The sequence below is a fragment of the Sphingobacterium endophyticum genome (assembly GCF_009733535.1).
GTDB classification, from domain to species: Bacteria; Bacteroidota; Bacteroidia; order Sphingobacteriales; family Sphingobacteriaceae; genus Sphingobacterium; species Sphingobacterium endophyticum.
The window spans coordinates 32,845-58,451 of record NZ_SMMI01000003.1; the positions used below are offsets into that span (position 1 = coordinate 32,845).

General features: G+C 36.9%; 25 protein-coding genes. 13 read left to right on the plus strand and 12 right to left on the minus strand.

Going from position 1 to position 25,607, the window contains the following annotated elements; translation table 11 throughout:
* Positions 1 to 46: 46 nt before the first annotated feature.
* The 5 genes from E0Y80_RS03095 to E0Y80_RS03115 all read right to left on the minus strand — a co-directional run bounded on the left by E0Y80_RS03095 (position 47) and on the right by E0Y80_RS03115 (position 5,792).
* Positions 47 to 1,501: a LysM peptidoglycan-binding domain-containing protein gene (locus tag E0Y80_RS03095; protein WP_156305958.1), complete on the minus strand. Its 1,455-nt coding sequence runs from the start codon at positions 1,499 to 1,501 to the stop codon at positions 47 to 49.
* Between the two features lie 147 nt (positions 1,502 to 1,648).
* Positions 1,649 to 1,864 (minus strand): Sec-independent protein translocase subunit TatA/TatB, encoded by a 216-nt coding sequence (locus tag E0Y80_RS03100; RefSeq protein ID WP_156305959.1) that lies wholly within the window; start codon positions 1,862 to 1,864, stop codon positions 1,649 to 1,651.
* A gap of 76 nt (positions 1,865 to 1,940) precedes the next feature.
* On the minus strand, positions 1,941 to 3,218 hold the full coding sequence (locus tag E0Y80_RS03105) for a murein hydrolase activator EnvC family protein (protein WP_156305960.1): 1,278 nt from the start codon (positions 3,216 to 3,218) through the stop codon (positions 1,941 to 1,943).
* Positions 3,219 to 3,328: 110 nt separating this feature from the next.
* A complete protein-coding gene (locus E0Y80_RS03110; RefSeq protein ID WP_231595903.1) occupies positions 3,329 to 4,108 on the minus strand; it encodes a lipoprotein insertase outer membrane protein LolB1 in 780 nt (259 codons plus the stop codon).
* The gene (locus E0Y80_RS03115) at positions 4,086 to 5,792 is read right to left on the minus strand and encodes a tetratricopeptide repeat protein (protein ID WP_156305961.1); all 1,707 of its coding nucleotides are present in this window, start codon (positions 5,790 to 5,792) and stop codon (positions 4,086 to 4,088) included. Before E0Y80_RS03115 ends, E0Y80_RS03110 begins: the two co-directional genes overlap by 23 nt.
* A 375-nt stretch (positions 5,793 to 6,167) precedes the next feature.
* On the opposite strand from E0Y80_RS03115, the gene rplM reads away from it, so the two are divergent.
* From rplM to E0Y80_RS03170, 11 genes are all read left to right on the plus strand, one after another.
* Positions 6,168 to 6,611: a 50S ribosomal protein L13 gene (rplM, locus tag E0Y80_RS03120; RefSeq protein ID WP_094255220.1), complete on the plus strand. Its 444-nt coding sequence runs from the start codon at positions 6,168 to 6,170 to the stop codon at positions 6,609 to 6,611.
* Between the two features lie 11 nt (positions 6,612 to 6,622).
* Positions 6,623 to 7,009 carry a 30S ribosomal protein S9 gene (gene rpsI / locus E0Y80_RS03125; RefSeq protein ID WP_093098740.1) on the plus strand — a complete coding sequence of 129 codons (387 nt, stop codon included), beginning with the start codon at positions 6,623 to 6,625 and terminating at the stop codon, positions 7,007 to 7,009.
* An 18-nt stretch (positions 7,010 to 7,027) separates the two neighbouring features.
* Positions 7,028 to 7,834 carry a 30S ribosomal protein S2 gene (gene rpsB, locus E0Y80_RS03130; RefSeq protein ID WP_099369648.1) on the plus strand — a complete coding sequence of 269 codons (807 nt, stop codon included), beginning with the start codon at positions 7,028 to 7,030 and terminating at the stop codon, positions 7,832 to 7,834.
* 187 nt (positions 7,835 to 8,021) lie between these two features.
* Positions 8,022 to 8,858, plus strand: coding sequence for a translation elongation factor Ts (gene tsf, locus E0Y80_RS03135; protein WP_156305962.1), 837 nt, complete (start codon positions 8,022 to 8,024; stop codon positions 8,856 to 8,858).
* A gap of 201 nt (positions 8,859 to 9,059) precedes the next feature.
* Entirely contained in the window at positions 9,060 to 10,124 is a 1,065-nt protein-coding gene (locus E0Y80_RS03140; RefSeq protein WP_156305963.1) for an AI-2E family transporter, read from the plus strand.
* Between the two features lie 133 nt (positions 10,125 to 10,257).
* A complete protein-coding gene (locus E0Y80_RS03145) occupies positions 10,258 to 11,001 on the plus strand; it encodes an SDR family NAD(P)-dependent oxidoreductase (protein ID WP_156305964.1) in 744 nt (247 codons plus the stop codon).
* Between the two features lie 121 nt (positions 11,002 to 11,122).
* Positions 11,123 to 11,989 (plus strand): bifunctional transcriptional activator/DNA repair enzyme AdaA, encoded by an 867-nt coding sequence (locus E0Y80_RS03150; RefSeq protein ID WP_156305965.1) that lies wholly within the window; start codon positions 11,123 to 11,125, stop codon positions 11,987 to 11,989.
* Positions 11,976 to 12,578, plus strand: coding sequence for an alpha-ketoglutarate-dependent dioxygenase AlkB family protein (locus E0Y80_RS03155; protein ID WP_156305966.1), 603 nt, complete (start codon positions 11,976 to 11,978; stop codon positions 12,576 to 12,578). The genes E0Y80_RS03150 and E0Y80_RS03155 overlap by 14 nt, the downstream gene beginning before the upstream one ends.
* A gap of 151 nt (positions 12,579 to 12,729) precedes the next feature.
* Positions 12,730 to 14,319, plus strand: a complete 1,590-nt coding sequence (locus E0Y80_RS03160; protein ID WP_156305967.1) for an ABC-F family ATP-binding cassette domain-containing protein — start codon at positions 12,730 to 12,732, stop codon at positions 14,317 to 14,319.
* Positions 14,320 to 14,338: 19 nt separating this feature from the next.
* On the plus strand, positions 14,339 to 14,878 hold the full coding sequence (locus E0Y80_RS03165; RefSeq protein ID WP_156305968.1) for a dihydrofolate reductase family protein: 540 nt from the start codon (positions 14,339 to 14,341) through the stop codon (positions 14,876 to 14,878).
* Between the two features lie 229 nt (positions 14,879 to 15,107).
* Positions 15,108 to 15,632, plus strand: coding sequence for a hypothetical protein (locus E0Y80_RS03170; RefSeq protein ID WP_156305969.1), 525 nt, complete (start codon positions 15,108 to 15,110; stop codon positions 15,630 to 15,632).
* Here E0Y80_RS03170 and E0Y80_RS03175 read toward each other — a convergent pair whose 3' ends face one another.
* From E0Y80_RS03175 to E0Y80_RS03195, 5 genes are all read right to left on the minus strand, one after another.
* On the minus strand, positions 15,633 to 16,403 hold the full coding sequence (locus E0Y80_RS03175; RefSeq protein WP_156305970.1) for an SDR family NAD(P)-dependent oxidoreductase: 771 nt from the start codon (positions 16,401 to 16,403) through the stop codon (positions 15,633 to 15,635).
* 7 nt (positions 16,404 to 16,410) lie between these two features.
* Positions 16,411 to 18,054 (minus strand): sodium:solute symporter, encoded by a 1,644-nt coding sequence (locus E0Y80_RS03180; protein ID WP_156305971.1) that lies wholly within the window; start codon positions 18,052 to 18,054, stop codon positions 16,411 to 16,413.
* A gap of 9 nt (positions 18,055 to 18,063) precedes the next feature.
* Positions 18,064 to 19,284 carry an enolase C-terminal domain-like protein gene (locus tag E0Y80_RS03185; RefSeq protein WP_156305972.1) on the minus strand — a complete coding sequence of 407 codons (1,221 nt, stop codon included), beginning with the start codon at positions 19,282 to 19,284 and terminating at the stop codon, positions 18,064 to 18,066.
* Between the two features lie 38 nt (positions 19,285 to 19,322).
* Positions 19,323 to 20,369 (minus strand): alpha-L-fucosidase, encoded by a 1,047-nt coding sequence (locus tag E0Y80_RS03190; protein WP_156305973.1) that lies wholly within the window; start codon positions 20,367 to 20,369, stop codon positions 19,323 to 19,325.
* Positions 20,370 to 20,543: 174 nt separating this feature from the next.
* On the minus strand, positions 20,544 to 20,975 hold the full coding sequence (locus E0Y80_RS03195; RefSeq protein ID WP_197091472.1) for an L-rhamnose mutarotase: 432 nt from the start codon (positions 20,973 to 20,975) through the stop codon (positions 20,544 to 20,546).
* A gap of 180 nt (positions 20,976 to 21,155) precedes the next feature.
* Here E0Y80_RS03195 and E0Y80_RS03200 point away from each other — a divergent pair, with 180 nt between their 5' ends.
* Positions 21,156 to 22,022, plus strand: a complete 867-nt coding sequence (locus E0Y80_RS03200) for an AraC family transcriptional regulator (protein WP_156305974.1) — start codon at positions 21,156 to 21,158, stop codon at positions 22,020 to 22,022.
* A 10-nt stretch (positions 22,023 to 22,032) separates the two neighbouring features.
* Here the strand turns inward: E0Y80_RS03200 and E0Y80_RS03205 are convergent, their stop codons facing one another.
* Entirely contained in the window at positions 22,033 to 22,323 is a 291-nt protein-coding gene (locus E0Y80_RS03205) for a GNAT family N-acetyltransferase (protein ID WP_156305975.1), read from the minus strand.
* Positions 22,324 to 22,920: 597 nt separating this feature from the next.
* Between E0Y80_RS03205 and E0Y80_RS03210 the strand changes: the two genes are divergently transcribed.
* The gene (locus tag E0Y80_RS03210; RefSeq protein WP_156305976.1) at positions 22,921 to 23,589 is read left to right on the plus strand and encodes an ATP-binding cassette domain-containing protein; all 669 of its coding nucleotides are present in this window, start codon (positions 22,921 to 22,923) and stop codon (positions 23,587 to 23,589) included.
* 6 nt (positions 23,590 to 23,595) lie between these two features.
* Here E0Y80_RS03210 and E0Y80_RS03215 read toward each other — a convergent pair whose 3' ends face one another.
* Complete coding sequence (locus E0Y80_RS03215; protein WP_156305977.1) at positions 23,596 to 25,563, minus strand: DUF1963 domain-containing protein; 1,968 nt, start codon at positions 25,561 to 25,563, stop codon at positions 23,596 to 23,598.
* Positions 25,564 to 25,607: the final 44 nt, after the last annotated feature.

Sequence of the window (25,607 nt, forward strand, 5' to 3'; positions counted from 1 at the left end):
CCGCATCTTTTCTTTTAATTAATCTGGTTAGGCAAGGAAAACCTCATTAGCTCTTCCCTTTATAGATCTTCAGTTTCTGTCCTATCTTAAGGTTAGACCCACGAAGATTATTATCTGATTTTATTTTCGAAACAGTTGCTCCACGATGTTTATCAGCAATTCCCGATAAGGTATCACCTTTTCTAACAACGTAGGAAACAAAGGTTTGATTATTACTACTTCTGGCACTCTTTACTTTGCTGGCAGCGACAACATTTCTCGTCAGTTCTTCATCAATCGCTCTTGCTACGACTAAAGTCTTGCCGCTAATGGATGAACGAGAAGTCAGATTATTCCAAGCCAATAAGTTTGGAATACTTACATTATATTTTTTCGAGATAGATTGCAAGGTCTCTCCCCTAACGACTGTGTGGCTTTTATCTTCTTTAACCTCTACCGCAGCAATCGCATTCTGTATTGCCACATTATTTGTATTATTTAATGCCGCATAAATCAATGAGTCACTCATTGCTTCACTTATTGGAATCACCAATCTTCTTTGCTTTTGGGGACTAGCAACAACTATATCTTTCTTATAACCTGGATTCAATTGTTTTAACAGCTCAGGAGAACAGGTCAATGCAGATGCTACCTGACCCAGATTGATCGACTTATCCAACATCAACACTTTATGTTCCGTTCGTAATTCGTTATCAGATGCATTTAATCCATACAATTCAGCATGATTCAATACATAAGTCATTGCAATAAATTTTGGAATATAATTTTGGGTCTCCTTCGGAAGAAATGGTGATAATTCCCAATAATTAGGACTGTTAAGGCCTGATCTAATTATAGCACGTCTCACACATCCTCTACCACAATTGTATGAAGCTAATGCCAGCAACCAATCATTGAACTCATCATAAGCCTCTTTCAAATATGAGGATACGGCATTGGTCGTAGTATAAACATCCTTACGCTCATCAAAATTAGAATCCATGGTCATATTATAGACCTTAGCAGTTCCATAGACGAATTGCCATGGACCTACCGCTCCTGATGTTGAAACCGTATGTGGATTGAGCGAAGATTCTATAACGGATAGATATTTCACCTCTTCGGGAATTCCTTGCTCGGAAAAAATCTGATCATAGATTGGAAAATAATACTCGCTTAAGCCAAGTAATTTTTCTATATAAGGTTTATAGTTTTTAGAAATATATTTATCCAGGTAAGCTTTTACCCGGGCATTATATTCCAAAGGAACAGTTTTTTGGATTTTCTGAATGCGCTGAGCAATGTTTGCATCCTCTTCATTAAATACCACTGCTCCACCAGAAATTTGTTTGATAGAATCTAAAAACTGATAGGTCTTTTCTTTATCCCTTTCCAATTGGTCAATAATATTGGCCTGGAAAGTTTCCCCAAACTGATTGGGTTCAAAATGTTGTTCTTGTGCATTGCCAAATTTGATGACACACAAGCCTATTGTAACTAGGAAACTAATTTTTTTGTTCATAAGTATTATGCGTACTGTAAAACTATCTGTGTTAGTTCTTCGCTTATCGTTGGCAAATTGCCAATTCTATTGGTTAGCTCAAAAAAAAAGTTTCACAAGATAGTTATTCTACCTCGTGAAACTTTTTAAAATCTTTAATGACCTTTATTAACGTTGATTGTTAACTGTATCATTATTAGTATTTGTATTTGTATTGTTTTCTGCATTTTGATCATCTTTCTGGCCTTCTTTGAATTCCTTCACGCCACGACCTAACCCACGCATCAATTCAGGAATTTTTTTACCCCCAAATAACAACAACGCCAATACAACTATAATGATAATCTCATTGGTACCGATAAATAATAATCCTGATGTATACATATTCTACTAATTTACTAATTCTTTCAAGTTGATATATCTAACAAATATATAGATAAAATATTTAAAAACCATGTAACTATCTTGCTATCCAGATAGATGGATTCATGGAGGTTGTACCGCGATAAACGCTCAAATCAATATATGAATATCCAACCTCTGGATCCGAATCTGCAGACCCAATAACGGTCCCAGTTGATATCTTCTGACCCTTCTTAACAGATACTGATTTCAAGTTTGAATAGGCCGTTAAATACTCCCCGTGCTGCACAACAACAGCGTAAGATCCAATATTGATAACCTGTAGTACAGTGCCTTCAAATACGGTTTTTACAGGCGCTCCATCCGAAGTCCGGATACGGATATAATCATAGAAGTCACGAACTCCGCGTTCAACCGTAACACTTCCGTAATTACGAACGACATTACCTGACCCTACTGGCCAAGGAAGCCTACCTCTATTTGATGAAAATCCTGCTGATAATTTTGTTGCCTCCGGTGTATTGTTCAATACCGCAGATCCAGTTTTCTTTTCAATTTTCTTCTCAGCTTCTGTAACAGTCGTACCTGTTTTCTTAGCTTCTGCTTCTGCAAGTCTTCTTCTCCGCTCTTCCTCTGCCCTGCGTGCTGCTTCAACTTCTCTGGCAATTGCAGATTTAATGGCAGCATCTAAACGTTTTTTCTCTTGCTGTTTCTTAGTCAGCTGCCCGCGGAAACTACGTTCCTCTTTTGCTAACTGATTCAACTCTTGTGAGTGAGCCGCTTTATCCTTAGCAATAGTATTACGTTCAGATTCCTGCTCTTTCAATAATCCCTGCTGTGTTTTCTTATCACGCTCCAATTGAGCAATCTTCAATTCTATCTGCTTCTTTGTTCCTTCAATTTCTGCCACTTTCACTTTCCTTGCATCCGTAAACTGCTGCAAATATTTCACCCTCTTGAAAGCTTGGTTGAAGTCTTTAGAAGCGAAGATGAACATCATCTTATTATAGGAATTTTTATTTCTAAAGGCGAATAGGATCATCTTTTCGTAATCCTGTCTCATTTTTTCAAGCTCCCCTTTCAATTTATCAACAATCACATTATTTGAAGAAATGTTCTTATTGATAATTCGCAATTCAGAGTTGATAGTACTGATCTTATTCTCCCTCAAGTCCAGCTGCTTGCTCAATGCAGCAACCTCTTGTTGCGATAAAATCTTTTCTTGAGTTTTCGCGCTTAATATTTTTTGAAGCTCAGCAATCTCCCTATCCAATCTCTCTCTTTGTTTTTTTAATTCCAAACTACTTTGGCCAAAGCTTAAGCCAACAAATAGAAACAAGGAAAATATACTGAGTACAATCTTTTTCAAATCCATGAAATGCTAAATTCTTTCGAGTCTTTTTTTATAGAACTTCCAAAAATAAGGATATAGTTAATACGAAAATAAAAAAAACACAATTTCTTTACATTAACAACCAATTCTAATTAATTGATAGCCTTATATCTTGAGGGAATATTAAAAGGTAATTCTACTGTTTTATTGAATTCGGACTTATTATACAACATATCCGAAGACACCTTCGTACCGCTTCCCTCAATGTTTAACGTGAATCTTTGGGGAAAATTATGCCCGTCAATTACTGCAAAATCACTGTAATGCGCTTCCAACTTATTTGTCTTCCCTATTTCTACCAGATTAAAGGTAAATGGTCGATTACTTTTATTAACACCATAATGGAAGGTTAAACCCTCTTTTATCCCAATTACCTGTACATCGTCTTCACTCGTAGCAATCTGCAGCTGATCCGTCCGCAACATCTCCGTCGAAATATTTCCCATCAAGATATCCTGTAACATCCGAAAGGTAATCCCCGGATTCGTGTACTTATAAATATAGGAGAACGGCTTGGATACATATTCGCTTTGTAATCGATTCATAATTTTGACGCTGTCAGGAGTAATCAAGACTCTAGCAGCCTCAATTCCTAATAAGGCAGTTACTGAAATCCATATCGCCTTATCTCTTTCCATCCTAACATTTAAAGTTACATTCTGAGTTTCCTCACCATACTGCACTTTAGCTTTTGCCCTTCCGGAAAAGGTAATAAAATTCAAATTATTAAGCTCGTATGTACTCAGCAAATCCTTACCTTTCGCAGTAATGCCTGTATCATTTTTTACGGTCGCTTTTTTACTGCCACAAGAATATGCCAGCACTAGAACCGCAAAAACCAAACTAATTCTACTCAATATATTTCTTCTCACTGATTTTCTGTTTTAATTTATCTTTATCAACGGAACTCCCCTCTGCGGAAATCATGGCTTTCTCCCATTGCTTCAGGGCATCCTTAGTCTTCCCTAACTTACTTAAGATATCACCATAATGCTCATATAAAACTGCAGATGGTTCCGAATTCTTAATTGCCTTTTCTATCCAAACTAATGCTTCCTGATATTTTTCCTGTTGAAATAGAACCCATGCATAGGTATCTTCAAATGTTCCTGAGTTCGGTTCTAGTTCATTTGAGCGTTTGGAATATGCCGCAGCTTTTTCCAAATCCTTCTTCTGAACTGCCAAATAATAGGCTGCATTATTCAATACCGTTACATTGCTACTGTCTAATTTTATGGCTTCATCATATGCCACCTCTGATGCTGAATTCATCTTTATTTCATGGTAAAGATCTCCTAAACCACCATAAACCATAGATTTTACAAAATCATTCTCATTAGCACTCTGATCCAACGCTCGCTCTAAGAAAAGTCTTGCATTATCATGATCCTTCTTCATCATATAAGCCACACCTACAAAATAAGTGATGATTACACTATTTGGATTATGGGTCAAGGCTTCATTTCCATCAACGATTGCTTCATCCAGTTTATTTCCTGCCAGCTCAACATTGATCAACTTCCTCCATGCCTCCACGTGCTGAGGGTTCATGCTTACCGTAGTCAGATATAAGGACTTGGCTTGATCCAATTCTCCGCGCATCCAAAGCACATCCCCTTTAAACATATGGCTATCGGGCATTCTTGGATGCTTCAATACCAAGGTATTTGCTAAATCCTGCAACTGGTCCTTACTGAATTCCTTATTGTTATTCACAATGTTCATCATGACCCGATGCTTATCAATAAAGTTGACAGCATCTGATAGAAATGCTTTTTTGATATTCTCAAATGCCTGAGGACCTTTCTTAAGAGCCATGTTCGCATCCGCCATATCCATGTATAGCAAATCGTCTTTCGTTGTGGCCAGTCCCTCCTCCAATACGGTTAATGCTTCTTTTGGCTTATTCTCATCTAAAAGAATATAACTTAAGCTACTATAAACCTGTCGGATAGGCGATTTTTTCTTTCTCCAGACTTGCAAAAGATCATTTGCTTCCTTTGGACGATCTAAGTCCATAAGTATTTCAGCCTTTAAAACATCAAGGGTATCCGTTTCACCAAATTTAGCTTTCGCATCTTCATAAGTCTTCAAGGCATCATCTGATTTCTTACCAGCATGCTGCATCATGATCTTTTCGCGATAGACTTGGGGATTGTTGGGTTGTTTAGCAATAAAGTTATCTAAAACCTGCACGGCAGAACCAAAGTCGCCTTGACTTTTATATAATTCCAGTAGGTGGTTATTATATAATATATTTTCTGGAGCTATTTTCACCGCCTCTTCGGCAGCCGGTAAAGCCACATCAAAATTCCTGGCCTGCGCATATAGTAAAGACTTCGCATAGTAAACTTCTGCACCATTGGGGTATTTTGAAAGGGTTTCTTCTATACTTTGAAGGGCATTCGCAAGATCACCACTTTTCAACTTTGACTCAATTGAGGCTAATTGTTCCTTATAACCCTTATCATCTTTCAAATCTTGCGCAAACAAAACCTGTCCCGCCATCAACATTAATCCTAATGCTAGGGGTTTGCACCATTGTGATCTTCTCATCTAAATCTCTTTAATATTCTCCTATTCTATTGCCTTTTCACGGTTTAAGGCAATTCAAGGTAACAAATTAATTTTAAAGAGCACAAAAATGCAGAAAAGTTTAAAGGCTAAACTTTAATAAATGTTAAATAACCTGAATTCGACCAAAATTATATTAGAAAGGGATAGGATAACAGAACAATATTTAAGGTTTTTAAAAGGAGATGAAACAGGTAAGATCTCCTTTTAAATCAGAAATTTAGATAAAGCGTAAACAAAACCAGAAAAAAGTAAATATGGCTTTGACAATTAAAAATTAATATTGTACCTTTGCAGACCTCTTTGTAGTGATTACAAAAGGATTTAAAACATTATTAATTAATTAAATAAAAGCAAGTGAATACGTTAAGTTACAAAACTGTCTCTGCTAACAAGAACACCGTTAACAAAGAATGGATCGTTGTTGACGCTGAAGGCGAGATTTTGGGGCGCTTGGCAAGCGAAATCGCGAAAGTGATTCGTGGAAAACACAAGCCTTCATTCACCCCACACGTAGACTGTGGAGATAACGTGATTGTTATCAATGCAGACAAGATCAGATTGACTGGAAACAAATTAGGCGACAAAGTATATGTTCGCTACACGGGCTACCCAGGTGGTCAACGTTTCGTTTCTCCAAAAGAGTTAATGGCAAAACACCCAGAGCGCATCATCGAGAAAGCGGTACGCGGGATGTTACCTAAAAACCGTTTAGGACGTCAATTATTTAAAAACCTTTATGTGTATGCTGGAACAGAGCACAAACATGAGGCACAGAATCCAAAACCAGTTAAATTTTAAGGAGAACGATTATGTCAACAACTAACACTTCAGGAAGAAGAAAAACTGCTGTTGCCCGCATCTACTTAACTGCTGGCAATGGAAACATTACCGTTAATGGTAAAGACTACAAGGAATATTTTCCTACATTACCTTTGCAATACATCGTTACTCAATCTTTATTGGTAGCTGATTCTCTTGCAAATTTTGACATCAACGTTAACGTTCAAGGTGGCGGGGTTAAAGGTCAAGCAGAAGCTGTTCGCTTAGCGATCGCTAAAGCTTTAGTAGAGCTTAACCCAGAAGTAAAACCTGCTTTACGTGCTAAAGGTTTAATGACTCGTGATGACCGTATGGTTGAGCGTAAAAAACCAGGACGTCGTAAGGCTCGTAGAAGATTCCAATTCAGTAAACGTTAATATAAGGAGGATCAAAAAATGGCAAGAACAACATATCAAGAATTATTGGATGCAGGTGTTCACTTTGGTCACCTTACTCGTAAGTGGGATCCGAAAATGGCTAAGTACATTTTCATGGAACGCAATGGTATCCACATTATCGACTTGAACAAAACTCTTACAAAATTAGAAGAGGCTGCTTCAGCGATTAAACAAATCGTGAAATCAGGTCGTAAAGTGCTTTTTGTAGCAACTAAAAAACAAGCTAAAGAAATCGTAGCTGAACAAGCTAAAGCGGTTAATATGCCTTTCGTTACGGAACGTTGGTTAGGTGGTATGCTTACTAACTTCGCAACTGTTCGTAAATCAATCAAAAAAATGTCAAACATCGATAAAATGCAAAAAGATGGCACTTACGATGTATTGTCTAAAAAAGAAAAATTGATGATTCAACGTGAGCGTATTAAGTTAGAAAACCTTTTAGGAGGTATCGCTGACTTAAACCGTTTGCCAGCTGCATTATTCATTATCGACGTTAAGAAAGAACATATTGCTGTTGCTGAGGCGATGAAATTAAACATCCCTACTTTTGCAATGGTAGATACAAACTCTGACCCTACGAACATCGATTTCCCAATCCCTGCGAATGATGACGCTACTAAGTCAATCAGCTTAATCGCTAGTGTAATTGGTAAAGCTATTATCGAAGGATTAGAAGAACGCAAACGCGATAAAGAAGAGGACGCGGAAAAAGAAGCTGCTGCTGCTAAAGCTGCAGTTGACAATGGTGAAGCTACTGAAGCTGCTCCAGGAAAACGCACTCGTAAAGCGAAAGACGTAGAATAATATTATTCTATTATATAAGCCGGATAGACTAGTGTTGGTTTCTGGAAGATCTGCTTCCTTTTACCGCCACTGTCTACCCGGTTTTTTGATAATAAGCAAAAAACAGAACATTAAAAGTTAACATTCTTTTGTTTTAAAAACAAAGAATCCTTAACACATCAATCGTAATTTTAACAAAAAAAATACTATGTCAGTACAAATCTCTGCATCAGATGTAAACAAATTGCGTCAACAAACTGGCGCTGGTATGATGGACTGTAAAAAAGCATTAGTGGAAGCTAATGGTGATTTCGAAGCTGCTGTTGACTACCTACGTAAAAAAGGTGCTAAAGTTGCTGCTAGCCGTCAAGACCGCGACTCAAACGAAGGTGTTATCATTGCTAAAGCTAACGCTGATGGCAAATCAGGTATCGTAGTTGAAGTTAACTGTGAAACTGACTTCGTAGCGAAAAACGCTGACTTCGTTGCTTTTGCTGAATCTGTAGCTGATGCTGCTTTGGCAAATAGCCCCGCTTCATTAGAAGAATTAAAAGCTTTAGAAATCGGTGGTGCTAAAATCGCTGACCTTTTAATCGAGCAAACTGGTAAAATCGGTGAGAAAATCGACGTTTCTAAATTCGAATCTGTTGCTGCTGATAAAGTGGTTGCTTACATCCACGGTAACTACCGCCTAGGGGTATTGGTAGGCCTTTCTGCTGATGCTGCTGGTGCTGAAGAAGCTGGTAAAGATGTAGCTATGCAAATCGCTGCAATGAACCCTGTCGCTATCGATAAAGACGGTGTTGATACTAAAACTATCGAACGCGAATTAGAAATCGCTAAAGAACAAATCCGTGCGGAAGGTAAACCAGAAGAAATGGTCGAAAAAATCGCTCAAGGTAAATTGAACAAATTCTACAAAGAAAATACTTTATTGAACCAAGAGTTCGTTAAAGATTCTTCTAAATCTATCGCTCAATTCTTAGACTCTGTATCTAAAGGATTAACTGTTACTGCTTTCAAACGCGTACAATTAGGAGCATAGTCTGAATAAACAAAAAAAGCCCATCCTTAAAAAAAGGATGGGCTTTTTTTGTTTATTAGTAGTTAGTATTGAGTATTTAGTAGTAAGACCTAAGGACGCTAATGGGGTAAAAATTAGAGTTGAAAATATCAAACTATACAAATCTAATTACTAACTACTAAATACTAAATACTAACAAAAATTCCTAAATTGCTTCTGCATATGAGAACGAAGCAGATTAACAACAATTCCATCAATCAGATCATGCTGATAATAATTATCATTTTGGTCTGTATCCTTATTTTCAAGAATCTCTATTATTATCTTCCTGGATTTTTAGGTGCTATTACGTTATATGTACTTTTCAGAAAGAGTTATTTTAAATTGACAGAAAAAAGAAGATGGAACAAGATCCTTACTAGTCTGCTTGCTATTCTAATTTCCATTGTTTTCATTGTACTGCCTATATGGGCATTAGTTGATTATTTAGTTCCTCAAATCACCGCACTCCTTTCAAATACTGATAAGATCCTTTCGCAATTTAATTTGTTGAAGGAATATATGGCCGATAAACCTTTTCTTAAGGATATTGACATGTCAAATGAAGCTTTGTTGAATATTTTACAGAGCTTTACTAAATATGTACCAAGCATCTTAAATTCGGTGGCGGAGGTTATGATCAATATTATCGTGGCTCTATTTGTCCTATACTTTATGCTCGTTTATGGTCGGCAGATGGAAGGTTATATTTCCCGTGCTGTTCCGTTCTCTCCAAAGAGCAAGCAAGAATTATGGACTGAATTCGATTCTATGGTCCGTTCCAATGCTATTGGTATACCAATCTTGGGCTTTTTCCAAGGCTTGGTTGCCATGCTGGGTTATTGGATTTTTGGGGTTGAAAACTTTATACTTATGGGAATGCTGACCGGCATTGCCTCCATTGTTCCGGTATTGGGGACCATGACCATTTACGTCCCTCTTGGCATCATTACATTGGCTGGTGGTGAAACAGCAAATGGTGTTGGTATTTTGTTATATGGATTCTTGTTAATTGGTAGCATTGATAATATTCTTCGCTTTACCATTTTAAAAACATTGGGCAATGTCCCACCTCTAATTACTGTATTTGGAGTTCTATTAGGGCTAAAATTGTTTGGTATGCTGGGCTTAATTTTTGGACCATTGATTCTTTCATCAGTTGGAGTCTTGATAAAAGTTTATTCCAATGAATATGGAAAAGGTGATGCTATAATTTTAAGCAACGATCTTCCCGAAAATAAAGAATAGACAATTATCAAAACTTTGTAACCTTTCCACTTTTCTTTCCTATTAAAGTCATAATCAGTTAATTCAATGACTTTGGTCACACTTTGTCCTGCGTATTCTTTGTACCTTTTGATATTAAAAAAGAGGTATTATTATGAAACAACTAAATGACAAAGTAGCTATTGTAACTGGAGGAGCTTCAGGTATTGGTAAGGCTATTGTTGAACTTTTTGTAAAAGAGGGTGCTAAAGTGGTTGTAGCGGATTTAAATGAAAAGTTAGGCAATGAACTTATCAACAATCTTGGGGATGGAAATGTAATTTTTATCAAAGCTGATTCATCTTCTCCGGAAGACAATAAAAAAATAGTGGCTGCTGCTATCGAGAATTTCGGAGCGTTGCACATCGCAGTAAACAATGCTGGAATCGGCGGTGAAGCCAATCCGGTTGCCGAACTATCCATAGAAGGCTGGAAAAAAGTGATTGATATCAATCTAAATGGAGTTTTCTATGGCATGCACTATCAATTGCCAGAAATCGAAAAAGTCGGCGGAAGTATTATCAATATGGCTTCGATCTTAGGGTCTGTTGGATTTGCGCAGTCATCTGCCTATGTCGCGGCAAAACATGGTGTAGTCGGATTGACCAAAACTGCAGGTTGGGAATATGCCACCAAAGGCGTTCGTGTCAATGCCATCGGACCAGGATTTATTGCTACCCCATTAATTGATGAAAACCTTGATCAAAACACCTTAAAATATCTTGAAACCCAACATGCTTTCCAAAGATTAGGAAAACCAGAAGAAGTTGCTGAATTAACCTTATGGTTGGCTTCAGATAAAGCTTCTTTCGTCACCGCATCTTACTATCCAGTAGATGGAGGTTATTTAGCAAAATAACCCTGATATATAGTTTATTCGGGAAGGTAGATGATCATTTCATCTGCCTTTCTTTTTGTAATATCTCGTAACTTAGCAAGAATCGGATTTTATCTTCTGCCATTTGTAGGGAAATTTGAATATGGAAAAGACACAAAAAGAATTGAATTATGAACGAATTGCTAAGGCAATCCAATACATCCAGGATCACTTCCAAGAGAAGCCTAGTTTGGATGCCATTGCAGAACATGTTCATTTAAGTCCATTTCATTTTCAACGGTTGTTTAGTGATTGGGCAGGTACAAGTCCTAAAAAGTTCCTACAATACACCCAGGTGAATTATGCAAAGAAGTTGTTGAAAGAAGAACAGAAAACCCTTTTCGAAACGCATCTATTGACGGGAGTAGGAAGCACAAGTAGGCTACATGATATGTTTGTACAGATAGAAGGAATGACTCCTGCAGAATACAAACAAGGTGCAGAGGGCATGGATATTTCTTATAGTTGGCAGGAAACACCTTTCGGAATCTGTTTGGTTGCTTCAACCGAGAAAGGAATATGCTACATGGCATTTGTAGATCAAAAAGAAGAAGGAGTACAGGAATTTGAGCAGGTCTTTGAAAACGCCAATTTAAGCGAGCAGGAGCTGCCGATTCATCTTGAGGCTGTACGAATATTCAACCCAGAAGATAACTCCTTAAAACGAATAAAACTTCACTTAAAAGGAACACCATTTCAACTCAAGGTATGGCAGGCTTTACTTCAGATTCCCTTGGGAGAAGTAAGCAGTTACAAAGATATCGCGAATAAAATCGAGCAGCCGAATGCCTCCCGAGCAGTAGGAACCGCAATCGGACAGAACCCCATTGCCTATTTAATCCCTTGCCACAGGGTAATCCAAACCACCGGACAAACCGGAGGATACCGTTGGAAACCAATTCGAAAATCTGTTATATTGGGCTGGGAGTTCGCTCAAAACGACAAAGAAATCACAAATGAAGCTATTTAATACCGCTGAACCTTCGAAGAATCTTTTGCCCCATGATGGTACTGTCAATTATTATGGGGTCATTATACCTGATACAAATTTTTATTACAATACCTTGCTCAATTCCATTGAATGGAAGAATGACCAAGCCGTCATCTTTGGAAAACATATCGAAACTAAACGCAAGGTAGCTTGGTATGGTGATAAAAGATTTGAATACAGCTATTCAAACATCCAAAAAGTTGCCCTTCCATGGACCAAGGAATTATTGGAATTAAAAAAAAGAGTGGAGGAAGAGTCTGGAGAAACCTATAATTCCTGCCTGCTCAATCTCTACCATGATGGTTCAGAGGGCATGGCATGGCACAGTGATGGGGAAAAAGACCTTAAAAAGCATGGTGCTATTGCCTCATTAACATTTGGAGCCGAAAGAAAATTCTCTTTCAAAAACAAGCAAACAAAGGAAAAGATTGATATCCTACTTGAAAACGGCAGTTTACTTATCATGAAAGACAATACTCAAGACCATTGGCTGCATAGGCTTCCTCCAACCAAAGCATCTCATGGTCCGAGAATCAACCTCACATTCAGAACCATAGAGAACGCTTAAACCTCGAAAAGGATAGGATTAAAAAAATAATTCTATATTTGTGTAATCAAAAATCAAAATCGGATATATGTAATACCCAAATTCTTTCCGCAACAATTCACAAAAAGCAAATTGCTTTTTAATGGTTTTATTCCCCTAGCGAAAGGATTTTATGGTTATTCTACAAAACGCAACATATATTCATCCCAATAAGGATATTTTATTTCAAGACATTCAATTTGTCGTTAACAATCAAGAAAAATTGGCATTGATTGGCAATAACGGTACTGGAAAGTCAACATTATTAAAAATCATTGCCGGCCAGCTCAGCCTAAACTCAGGAACCGTAGCATGTGACAGCAAACCGTATTATATTCCACAATTGCTTGACAACTATAATAACATGAGTGTCGCCGAAGCCCTTGGCATTCATGAAAAGCTGAGAGCTTTCCATGAAATATTAGACGGAAAAATGACGGCTGAAAATATGGACACCCTCAATGATGATTGGGGAATCGAAGACCGTTGTCAGCAAGCACTGGAACATTGGAATCTTTCCGAAATATCCTTGGATCATAAGATAGAGGATCTAAGCGGCGGACAGAAAACCAAGGTATTTCTTGCAGGTATTGCCATTCAGGAACCCGAAATTATATTAATGGATGAGCCAAGTAACCATTTGGATTATGAAGGCAGAAATCTACTATACCAATTCATTGAGAATTGCAGCCAGTCACTTTTGGTTGTTAGCCATGACAGAACTCTTTTGAACCTGTTGCCTGAAATCGCTGAAATGACCAAATCAGGAATTACGAAGTATGGTGGCAACTATGATTTCTTTGCCGAACAAAAAGGCATCGCCCAAAACGCATTAGATCAGGATGTAAGAGCAAAAGAAAAAGAACTCCGGAAAGCCAAAGATAAGGAGCGTGAAGCCAATGAAAGGCAGAACAAACTAAATGCTCGCGGTAAAAAGAAACAGGAAAAGGCCGGTATTCCAAAAATCTTAATGGGCGCACTGAAAAATAAAGCTGAGGGTAGTACCTCCAAGCTTAAGGGGGTGCATCAAGAGAAGATTTCCGGATTACGCCAAAACCTACACGAATTGAGGGCAAACCTCCCTGAGCTTGACCAAATGAAGTTTGGATTTGATGATTCAGGTCTTTACAATGGAAAAAATCTGGTTGAAGTTAAAAACCTCAACTATCAAATTGCCGGTAAAAACCTGTGGACCGAAAATCTTAATTTTCAAGTCAAATATGGGGATAGAATAGCCCTTAAGGGATTAAATGGCTCAGGAAAAACCAGCTTAATAAATTTATTGATTGGCAAAAACATGCCTAGTCAAGGAGAGGTTAATCGGGTTAATCTTAACTATGTTTATGTCGATCAGGATTATTCTTTAATAAAATCCGACCTTACGGTTTATGACATGGCACAGAGCTTCAATCAATCGGGATTACAAGAACATGAAGTAAAGATCAGATTAAATAGATTTCTATTTCCAAAAGAATCCTGGGATAAAAGTTGCCTCTTTCTAAGCGGCGGTGAACGCATGCGTCTTCTGTTATGTTGCCTAAATATTTCGAGCAAAGCACCCGATATTATTATTCTTGATGAACCGACAAATAATATCGATATCCAAAACATTCAAATCTTGACTGCCGCCATTCAAGCATACCAAGGTTGTTTAATTGTGATATCGCATGACCATTATTTTTTAGAAGAAATTCAAATAGACAAACAAATCGAGTTATACTAATTATAAGAAAGGATATACTATGAAAAAGATTATATATTATGTAGCCTCCTCAATAGATGGATTTATTTCAGGTCCGAATAACGATGTCAGTCGCTATATCTATGAAGGAACTGCCATAGAAACCTATTTGGAAGATCTTAAAGCATTCAAACATGTATTGATGGGAAGAAAAACATATGAATTTGGATATCAATTTGGAGTAAAGCCAGGTGAACCCTCTCCTACTTATTCTCATATGACCCAGTATATTTTATCTGATCATTTGGAATTGGAACATCTTCATAATCAGGTTAAAATCCTTCCTTTAAATGTAGAAATATTAACAAAATTAAAAAGAGAAGTAGATTCGGACATCTATCTATGCGGAGGAGGCAAGCTAGCTGGCTGGTTATTAGAGAATAAACTTCTTGATGAAGTAAAGATTAAGCTCAATCCTGTCATTATTGGTCATGGAACAAAACTTTTTGAGGATGTTGATTCTGCCTATGCCCTAAGCTTGCTAGACGAATTGAAATATGATAAAGGGCTTATGATTCTACATTATGCCATCAAATATTAAATCAGCATCAAATTTCCATGAATTATGTCGGAAAATTTTATTTCTTAAAAAGAAAATGATATTTTACCAAACAAGAAATGGAAATTTGATGGATTTGAATAAAATCAATTTAAATAAAACATTTATTTTACTCTAAGTGTTTGATAACAAAATAGTTTAACTTAAATTAGAGTATTCTAATATTATTTAACCTTCTTTCCATTATTAATTAACCAAAATAGCGGAAGCCATGAAAGGAAAATTCTTACTCTTAATCGCATTTGCCTTCCTTATAGGCTGTAAAGAGGAAGATATGTCCCCTATTGACGGTGAATTCAATCGTGCACTTTTAGAAAAATACATCTGGAAAAATGATATTTTAATCAATGAGGTTTTTACAGATAATAGTTCTCCGGAAAGTTATATCCGTTCAACGACCCTAAGCTTTACCCCAACACAATATTCACATACCATAAAAGACTCCATTCATCAGCTTGCAGGAATTAAGATCGCAGATCTTTCCGAGCTTAAGCATAAAAGAGTTTCCGAATATTGGGGTGATTATAAAATTAACGGTCAAGATTCTACCCTCATTCTATCCTACAGAGTGAATAATAAAATCTCCGAAAAACTAAATTTAAATGCTGATTCCTTAGTGATTTTCAGCAAGTATAAAATCATTCATCTAAGTGAGAATGAATTAACGCTAAAGCTTACGAATGACTCTTTAATGAATGGGTTTAACACCGTTATGACTTACAAACCAATTAAATAGCTATCCACCCCTCCTATACCCTAACTCTGCTCCACCACTAACCGGCATATTAACTCCGGTAATAAATCTAGCTTTATCCGACAATAAAAAAACACAGGCATCAGCTATAACATCGCCTTCAGGGCAATATCCCAATAGGTGGATATCATTTAAAAAACCTTCGGTTATTTCGGGATCAGGCTGTTCTGACACCCAATTTTTAAGCATCGGGGTCATAACTGCTGCAGGCAAAACAGAATTAACTCGAATCCCATCCTTTGCATAATCTATAGCCATCGATTTAGTCAATGCATTGACCGCTCCTTTCGTAGCTGAATAAGCAGCATGATTGTCTTGTCCGATTTCCCCTACTAAACTACTTGTATTCAAAATACATCCCTTGGATTCCTTAAGATAGGAATAGCCATGACGGGTGGTATATAGCAAACTTCTTAAATTAACATTGATTAAATTTTCCCACTCATCATCTTCCGTAAGGTGAAGAGGTTTCGAAGGACTTGCCAAACCAGCATTATTATGAATGGCATCCAACCGTCCAAAAGTATCCACAGTTTTCTGAATAATAATTTTTACATCAGCATCATTAGAAACATCTGCTTGCAATCCTAAATGCGGATTCCCAAATAAAGCTTTGGCCTCCTCCACAGAAGAATGATCCAAACCAACAAAAACTACCTTTGCTCCAGCTTTGATATATGCCTTTACACATTCCAAACCGATACCGGCAGTTCCTCCGGTAATCAATATAACTTTGTCCCTTAGTTCGCTCATGTTCTCTTTATCTAAATACAATATAAAGCATTATTACCATTCCCAATAATAGAGCTGAGAGGAATCTATAATTTCCAATGCCTTTCCAGGCTTTCCCACGCAAGGGATCAAGGGGATTTTTCCAATAAAGCTGCTTGCTTTCTTCTGTATGTTGAACTGGATAGATCAATGAAAACAAAACCTGAATCAGCACACAAAATATAAACAAATAAAAAGCCATCATCATAAAAGGTATATGACCAATAAAGGATTCAGGCATCAATTTATTAATTGCAAAGACCAGCACGCCTAGAAGGGAACCTATCCATAACGTTAATTTTGCCGATTTCGCAGAAGCTTTGCTCCAAAAGACACCTAATAAGAAAACACAGGTTATTGGTGGAGCAATATGCGCTATCACATCATTAATCCCATTGAAAATTGACTCATACCTGTCCAATAAGGGGAGCAAGAAAAGAGAAGCGATCATAGCAACGACTGCCGATACCTTACCGATCCAAATTAATTGTTTATCTGAAGCATTCGGCTTTTTCTGCTTATAGATATCATAACTAACCATAGTTGATATACTATTCAAGGCCCCGGAAATTTGACTCATCAACCCAGATAGCAACGCTGCCACTAAAACCCCTATTAATCCCGAAGGCAATAATTGGGTAATCATCAAGGTATAGATCCCTTTGGAATTCACATTTCCGGAAGCATCCAATCCCAAACTGCTCAGATCCAAATGGCCTGATTTGAACAAGGTATAGGCAAACAGCCCTGGCAATACGAAAATAAAAACCGGCAAGATCTTTAAGAATCCACAAAACAGGGCTCCAACCCGACCATGATTTTCATCTTTTGCTCCCAATACCCGTTGAACGATCGTCTGATCGGCACACCAATACCAAATCCCTAAAATTGGATATCCAAGGATGACCGCTTGCCACGGCATTCCGCTTGCATCATCCGTGGGTCTTAACATGGATAAACGCTCCATCTGTCCTTCCGTATGTAGGACATCTAACATTGGAGACCAGCCACCCATTTTATGAAAAGCCGCATAACTAATAATAAAGGCTCCACTCAATAAAACAACAGTCTGTATGGATTCCGTAACTACCACCGCTTTCAATCCTCCCAATATTGTATAAATACCTGTTATAATGCAAATTACACCAATACTCAAGTACATATTGAATCCGAATAAAGTTTTCAGTACAATTCCTCCTGCCAACATCGAAAAGGCAATATGAATGACGATCGCTGAAACGATAGAAATAATCGTCAACCAATCTCGGCTAGCCCGATCATAACGCCTTTCCAGAAAATCAGGCAAGGTCGCAACGCCAGACTTTAAATAAAATGGAACGAAGAATAAGGCAAGCAGAATTAAAGTAAAGGCTGCCATCCATTCAAAATTTCCATTTAGTAAGCCGGTATCAAATCCACTTTGTGCCAGACTTACCAAATGAACAGTTGAAATATTGGTAGCAAATAATGCTAACCCAATAGCAGGCCATCGTAAGGATTTCCCAGCTAGGAAATAACCATCTGCAGTTTTCACCTCACTTTTCCCTTTTTTACTCATCCCAGCCCAAATCCCGACCAGCAAAATAAGGAGGATATAAAAGATAGAAATTCCTAAGTCAATATTTCCTAGCATAGTAACATCTTATAATAAATCGCAACTACTACCAACTTCCATTGGTGTTTTATAAACTCCATTTTTAATATCTACAGGATGGACAAAGTGTGATTTTAGATGCGGAATATGTTCCAAAAACAAAGCTTCATGTCCCATGTTTATATGATTGAACAATACCAAATGTTGGTGCAATTGCCCCATATCACCGACATGCGGAACCACTGGAATATTAAACTTTCTTGCCAGTAGGCTTACCGTCAAAAATTCACTTACCCCACCTACTCGAACTGCATCAACCTGTACAAAACCGGCTGCTCCCAACTGAAGGTAATTCTTGAACAGTACCTTATTGGGGACATGCTCTCCCATTGCAATTTTTATCGGTGAAACAAGCTCCGCCAATTTCTTATGTGCATATACATCATCCGGATGGGTTGGCTCTTCTACCCAATAAGGGTTCATTTCTTTCAGTTCATTACAGATGGATACAGCTTGAGGATAGGTCCATTGCTGATTCGCATCCAACATCACTGTAGCAGCATCCCCAGCAACTTCCCTAACGATATGCGCACGTCGGATATCGCGTAGCGGATCAGAACTTCCCACTTTTAACTTCATCGCTGTAAACCCGCTATCAATTGCTTTCTTACAGTTTTCACGGATCTGATCATCCGAGTAATTAAACCAGCCAACTGAGGTGTCATAACCTGTATATCCCTTTTCAATGATATTCATGCGGGTATCCCTGCTACGCATATTATCCTGAAGTAATTGAATCGCCTGATCCTTTGTCAATTCATCCTCAAGGTAGGATAGGTCCAAGGTATTGACTAGCTCCTCAGCAGATAAATCAATCAATAATTTCCATAGCGGGACACCTCTTTTTTTAGCCCACAGATCGTAGCAAGCATTCGTTACGGAGGCAAGCGCCAAGTGCACCACACCTTTCTGTGGCCCCAACCAACGGAATTGCTGCTCATTGCTTAATGCATTGAAAACCTGCCCAAAATTAGCCATGATTTCTTCAATGTCCTTACCCTTCAACTGTTCCGCATAGAATGCAGCAGCTTGACAGACCAGTTCATTTCCAGCTCCAATAGTAAAGGCAAGCCCTGTTCCTATATGCCCGCTATCATCAATCAATTCCGTAACTGCATATGAATAGATTGGATCCTTATGAACTGCATCACTTCCAGCACCGGTTAATAATGGAAACCGCTTGTCCTGGACTTTAAAATTTAAAATCATTAATTGTTTAGTTTATGTGTTTAGGTGATTAATTTCTTTTATAGTTTGAGCTTTTCTTTCAACTTCATCAGGATATCCACATCAGAATCCTTCACACGACCATCTCTATTCGGTCCCACATTCAGGATTAAAATGTTGTCTTGTACGGTCGCCTTCTGATAAATATTTTCTAGCTCTTCCAATGTTTTGTATTTTTTATCAGTTGTGTTGAAGAACCATCTTTCGCCCAATACCACCGTAGTCTCGAATGGCATATAATAGCTGTTCCCCTGCGCTGAAAAGATCTTAGGATCAGGATTGCTAGGTAGATAAGGATCTCCTAATCTAAAGTCGCTCGGAAAATAACGGATAGGGAAATGTTCCTTTTGCATATCCGGCAAGACAGCATGTTTATCCGCATTTTCTGGAGATCCAATACTCCAGTTAATTCCGATTTGACAAGCTGGTGCTTTTTTCTTCACCAAGTTATAGATATCTTGAGCTGGCCATCTGTAATTTTCCTTTTCCCAACCTCCATCTAACCATAACTCTACGATATCCGAATATTTACCGGTCATATCGAGAAGCTCTTCCAGCTGTTTTAGCATATAGGCATTATAAGCCTGATCTGCTGAAACATCCTTAACATTTGGATTTTCCTTTCTATCCCAAAGAGAATAATATAGGCCAAGTTTAATACCCTGTTTTTTACATTCTTTCGCAACTTCCTCCACAACATTCGTTTTGTTAGGAGAATTAGCAACATCATATTCTGTGTACTTACTGTCCCATAAACAGAATCCCTCATGATGTTTAGAAACCAGGATAATATGCTTCATTCCTGCATTCTTCGCTGTCTCTACCCATTGCTTGGCATCAATAGCCTTAGGGTTATAACTGCTCGCCGGCATTGAACCATCTGTCCATTCTTGATCATGAAAGCTATTGATTCCAAAATGAATGAACATCCCATATTTTCTGCTGATCTGTTCTTGCTGAAACTTATTAGGTTGAGTACTAGGAACAGGGACTATGACCCGGTTTTGTGCATAGGCACTAAACATCATCCCGAAAAGGATATAGGTGAATAATAAGACTTTTTGCATCGTTTAGATTTTAATTGTTAACCAAAGATATTGGCAATTCAACAAAACAGCTTAAACGATATTGCCTGCTATTACAACTATATTGACAATTTATGGCAAAAAAAAAATCCACCTTCCCCAAGGTGGATTTAAACCAAATTAAAAACTATATTGACTAACTAACTCTTTAAAGTTCTATTCCATATGAAAAACCTCTTCCATTGCTGACCACACCTCGCCTTTTGCCTGTGCATCTGCCAATGGAATTTGGCATGGATCTGTTTCCTTCCACCATTTCTGTGTTTCCGGATCCGCAGCCATATTCTTCATATCCTGCTCAAAATCATCCCCCGTGTATTCAAAATAACTGAATAAATAATATTCACCTTTGATCTCTTTTAAGTAGATTGAATAATTCTGAATCTGGCAATCTTTCAATTTACTTAGTACAGTTGGCCACACATCGGCATGAAGCTTCTTATACGCTTCCAATTTTTCAGCTTTCAATCCTGTGATTGAAGCGTACCTTAAAACCTTATTCTCTTTTTGAGATTTACTGCATGACATAACAACAGCGAAACAAATTAACCCTAAAAGTAAAAAGTGCTGACGGAGTCGTTTGAACATATCAATTCAATTAACAGGTTTATTCTTTAATTGGAATACACGAAAATAATCTAATGTTAGGTAAAGAACTTTGCTTGAATTAACATATTCACACACTATATTAACATCGTTACCTTGATTTTCAATAACTCAACTATTTACAGTATCTTGTCATCATAATAATCAGTCAATAAGCTATCGATGAAACCTGTTTTTGCCAAAATACTTGAAGGCTCGGAAATCAAAACATTTGCGACAAAGGAGGTCAATCGCCCAATATTTTCTACCGAATTCCACTTTCACAGTGCCTGTCAGATGACCTATATTGTTCAAAGTGAAGGAAAAAGAATTATTGGCGATAACGTTGATAGATTCCTCCCCGATGAATTGACCTTTATCGGTTCTGACCTTCCTCATGTTTGGCATAATGACCAGAACAGCGACCTGCTTGTGGAAGAAGCAAAATCTTTAGCATTATATATTGAACCTTCTTTAACTATCGAAACTTTAGGTCAGTTTTTTAATTCACATAAAATTGATGCCTTTTTCAACCTCTCTAAACGTGGGTTGATCTTTTATGGAAAGACCAAAAGGGAACTCAAATCCAAACTATTAGAGATAGTAAGAACACCCTATGGTCCGCAAAAAACAATCTTACTACTGGAAATATTGGACACGATGGTTAATACCGACGAGTTTGAATGTATTTCATCCGTTGGTTATACCAATAATTATAATCCTGTTGACAACAATAAGATTGAGAAAGTGTTTAAGCACGTATTTGACAACTACGCAAAAGAGATTTTACTAAGTGACGTTTCTGATATGTCCAATATGTCAAAACATGCTTTCTGCAGATATTTTAAAACCAGGACACAGAAAACATTCATCCAATTTGTCAATGAGGTGAGAATTAGTGAAGCATGTAAAATGATTACTGAGAATAAACTGCAGATCACCAACATCGCTTATGAATGTGGATTCAATAGCCTTTCCAACTTTAATAAAATATTTAAATCAGTAAAGGGGATTACTCCAAGTGAATTCAAAAGTCAGGTCTTGAGATAACTGATTGAACCTATAGTGTAGGATGATAATCACGATCGATCTGTTCCCTCACTTCAGGATGCTTCTTCACATATTTGGCAACAAAAGGACAGTACACCATCACTTTTTTATTCTTTGATTTTGCAAATGCGAATGCATGTTCTGCCAAAATAGAAGCAATACCCTTTCCCTGCATACTTTCAGGAACAACAGTATGCATCATGGCAATGCTCTTTTTGTAAAACCTATATTCCAACCGTGCAACCTCCTCCCCCTCTCTAATCTCAAATTGAAGATTGTCTTCATTATTCCGAACTTCCATAATATTCTGATCTATATTCCTAATTTAAACAATTTTGGCCATAAATCCCCGTCCCCCCCCTATCATCCTCATCGCAAGATGAGGAAACCGCTTCCTTTAAAAACATCCCCATAACGATTCTAAAAACCTAATACATCAATATCCCATTTGTTAATTATTGTGAAGAAAAAAAATTAGAGAGAATAAATTATTAGTTTTAACCTCAAGAGAATGAAATTAAATTTCACTAAAAAATTTAATGATTCAGAACATTCGTTAATAACCTATTATTAATTAAACCATTAAAGAAAAACAACTAAATTCTATGGGATTAAGACTCGAAAAGACATTTTATTTTTCAAAAATCTTTTACATTTTTAATCTTTCATTAAGTGTATTACTATTAATAATAACACTACAGAATCTCTCAATCCCTCCGGATATTTCATTTTACAACTTACTTATTTGGATAAAAATTCTAGGTTATGCCTCTTCTGGAGTAATTTACTATCTCATTTATTTTAGAAAATATAGAGATTTTATGAGAAACACGAGCGTTTCACTTTTCAGTATGCTAACCATTTTCTTAATCATTGATCTGGTAATTTTTACATTTATATGCATTATAATCAATCACTTTATATAGACAGTTTATCCTACACTAGATCGGGATTTAAAATACTTGACTCCATATATCTAGATTTACCAAAAAACTCTATTCTAGGTTTATTGGGGAGGAATGGTTCAGGAAAATCAACGCTTTTAAACATTATTTTCGGCAATTTAAAACCCGACTTTGCATACATGAAATGTGAAGGGGTTAAATTTGAAAAAGGATATAAAACAAATAAAATCACCTATTTACCTCAGGGACAGTTATTCCCTTATAACATGAAAGTAAAAGATATAATTAGATTTATGCCTTGCCAGGAATCTTATTTATATGAAATCGATTTAATTCAAAAAAATTTAAATCTTAAGTTATATCAATTCTCGGCCGGTGAAGCTAGATTGATAGAAATTTTAATAATCTTGTATTCAAATAGACCATTCCTCTTACTCGACGAACCATTTACAAAATTGAGCCCCATATTAATAGCTTTTTTAAAAAGTCACATTTTAATAGTTAAAGAAAAGAAAGGAATCATTGTGAGCGATCATAATTATGCTGATGTATTTGAAATATCAGATAATTTGAGCCTTCTACACAACTCCAATTTAGTGAAGGTAAATGATTTTAATGATTTAGCCTTTTTCAATTATATTCCCTCCCATTATATAGATTAATCTCCATTAACCACCTTCCATGGTTACGAATATTCTGCTAAAATCTTTTCTAGTTAAATCACTTTTATGAATAACAAAAAACAGATCGCCGGCATCCCCCCATTGAAAGTCACCGATTGATTTTACCTCTAGCAGAATGATCCAGTCTTGGGGATTTCCTTTCCAAGATAAAGAAGCCTGTAATTCTGGCGATTCATGCTGCGTAAATCCATAACAATTCATAGCATGATCAAATTTTTTCAAATTCAGAACTGGCACTTCAAAAGTCTCATATAAATCATCGAGTAATTTTTCCTGATGTTCCAGTGATTGTGCATTCCCCTCAAATAAATATCGATTTTCCCTGTGAGCATAGAATGAAGGCGCTGAATTGACTTTAAAAGCTTTTGCTTTGAAAGCCTTATACTTAGCATTTGGGAGTTCAAAAAAATCATCCTCCTTAAAATCGAACCGACTTCCGGAGTTCAATGTTCCATTGTCCGCAACATAAATTACCTTTGCTAGGTCTTTATCATCATATCCAAAAAATTGTAGGCTTTTAAAGAAAAAGAACAAAGTTCCTGACTTGGGAAGAAACTCCTGCAAGTTTGAAAGTTCTTCACAATTTATCTGGGCAATAAACTCATAAAGGAAATCCTTATCCCTATAATCATTATAAAAACTAGGAAATGGGATATCTAAAGGCAAGTCAGGATAACCACCAAATCGGTGATTTCCTAATTTCTGATAATCCTCATTTTCATACTGCTCAAATCCGATGGCTTTTTTCAGCAAAGACAATAATGCTTCACGTGCTTGTGTTAATTTATTTTTCCTGATTATTTCATCTACAGGTTTAATTAACTCTCGATCAGATTCAGCGGCGAAAATGCTGTCATCCCATGGAACCATACCCTGTCCGTCTGCCCCTTTATAGGTATAATCTAATAAATTCCTCTTGTCTTCGATGGAAATTTCTAAACCTTGAAATGAATTATATTCGTTAGGAAGATATTCTAAGGGGTTATCATTAGCTAAAATAGATTTTATAGCGGGTTGTTCAGTAAGAGAACCGGGCAATGTTTTTAATTGATTCTCTTTGACATCTAAAACTTGTAGCGACGGTAAATTTATCTTTTCAGGTATTTCTCTAATTTGGTTACTGAATAGATATAGGTATTTTAAGTTCGGTAAGGACCATAAAGAATCTGGCAATTTCTTTAAACCACACATATTGATGGATAATACCTCTAAATTCTTCAAATGACCAATGTCTTCAGGAAGTTGATGAATAGAGGCCTTATTGACTGTTATAGATACTAACTCGGTTAAATCAGCAATACGTTCGTCAAATTCCTTAAATGCTAACTTGCTTTGGTCAAAATAATCACCCAGCTTAGTAATCGACAAATAAGATAAGTTCTTAAAATCATAGACTTCATCGGGAAGGGATGTGAATGTAGGGTTTACAATATCCAATTTTCTCACGATCAATGGGTCAGCAGTAACAGTTTCCTCCAGACTTTTAAAATGATATTTGCTCCAATTTAATACTTCAGCATTGAATTGTACTGCAACCTGTAAGCTATAGACCGCCGAATCACCATATGGAGATTTTAATTCCCCTTCGATCAACACCCAATTGTCTCGATAGGTGACTGTCCCATAAAATTTAAGGCTATACTCAAAACCCTCTTTGTTAAAATATTTGTGATCGACAGGATTTTTGTCCTCTTCAAATTTTGTCTGTCCAGTTGGAACTCCACTTTCAAAAATCCTTAAGGATTCAATAGAAATCTTTATTTTTCTATCTGGATTATAATCATCCAGTAGATCATTTTCTTCTACCGAAATGTCTTTTGGAATATCAACCGTTATTTCAGTTAACAAGGTAGAAGTTAGTTCAGCGATCGTCCAAAATGTCCGGCTCCAATCTATTGGATAATCTTTTCCATCAACCCTAAAATACTGCACCTGATCAAAACTTTTTTCCATAGTTTGTAATTGACGTAAGAGAATGTGTTACATAATATAAGAAT